Annotated in this window: 1 protein-coding gene; it reads left to right on the plus strand. The window is 62.9% G+C overall.

Translation table 11 applies throughout. The features are described 5' to 3' along the window. Window positions 1-179 precede the first annotated feature (179 nt). Entirely contained in the window at window positions 180-1166 is a 987-nt protein-coding gene (locus AC1ECN_RS38525) for an IS110 family RNA-guided transposase (protein WP_027689168.1), read from the plus strand. The last annotated feature ends 12 nt before the right edge of the window (window positions 1167-1178 follow it).

The following is a 1178-nucleotide window of genomic DNA, read 5'->3' on the forward strand; positions in this document are numbered from 1 at the left end:
GCCCCCTTGCATGTTCAAACTGCATTCATTGTTTGATGATGGGTGCGACCCCTGGGGGATGGCCATCCCCCAGGGGTCGGACKGGCGGRACCGTAACCCCCTTGGCTTGAACCGGGGATGAGCCTGGTCCGCCCGTCCTTCGCGTTTGTCCTGAACAGATAGTGGGGAGCAGGTCCCGTATGCAAGGCAAGGTATCGTCCGAACGCACCGCGATGGCGACAGTTTATGTCGGTATCGATGTCTGTAAAGAGTGGCTGGACATTCATTTGCATCCTCTCGGCCGCAGTTTTCGGGTGACCAATGACACGGCCGGTCTGCGCCGCCTCAAGCGGGAGCTCGATGCGCTTGACCAGATGCCGCGCTCGGCGCTGCACATCGTCATGGAAGCGACCGGCAAGTGGCATCGCGCCGTTCAGCGTTCTCTGCATGCCGATGGCTTTTACGTGTCGGTCGTCGATCCGTTGCGCGCCCGGCTGTTTGCCAAAGCTTGCGGCTTTCTCGCCAAGACCGATCGGCTCGATGCGCGGCTTTTGGCCATCATGGGAGAAGCCCTCAAGCCCGCACAGACCCCACCGCAGGACCAAGCGCTGGAAGCCCTGCAGGAACTGGTCAATGCGCGATCTGCGGCCAACGGCGAACGCACCGCCCTGTCCAACCGGATGAAGACGGCCGTGACCGCCTTCCTGCGCAAGGAACTGACGCGCCGGCTTGCCGCGCTCGATACCCATATCGCAAGACTGGATGCCGAGATCGAGCGCAGCATCGGCGCCGAGCCCGAGATGCGCCGCCGCCTCGACATCCTCATCTCCATTCCCGGCATCGGAGCCGTCACCGCCGCAAGCCTGATCGCTGGCCTTTGCGAACTTGGCGCCTGCTCCGGCAAGCAGGCGGCCATGCTGGCTGGCCTTGCGCCGCTCGCCTGCGAAAGTGGCGAGCGGGCCGGACATCGCGCCATCAGGGGCGGACGCCCCGCACCCAGGAACGCCATCTACATGGCTGCCCTGTCCGCCTCCCGTCACAACCCCGACCTCGCGCACTTCGCCGAAAGACTGAAGAAGGCCGGGAAACCCAACAAGGTCGTCCTCGTCGCCGTCATGCGAAAGCTCATCGTGCTCGCAAATACCCTCATCACTAAAAACCGTATCTGGACACCAAATCCACCTTGACACCAAACACAG

Source organism: Rhizobium sp. 01N447_2 (genome assembly GCF_056399245.1).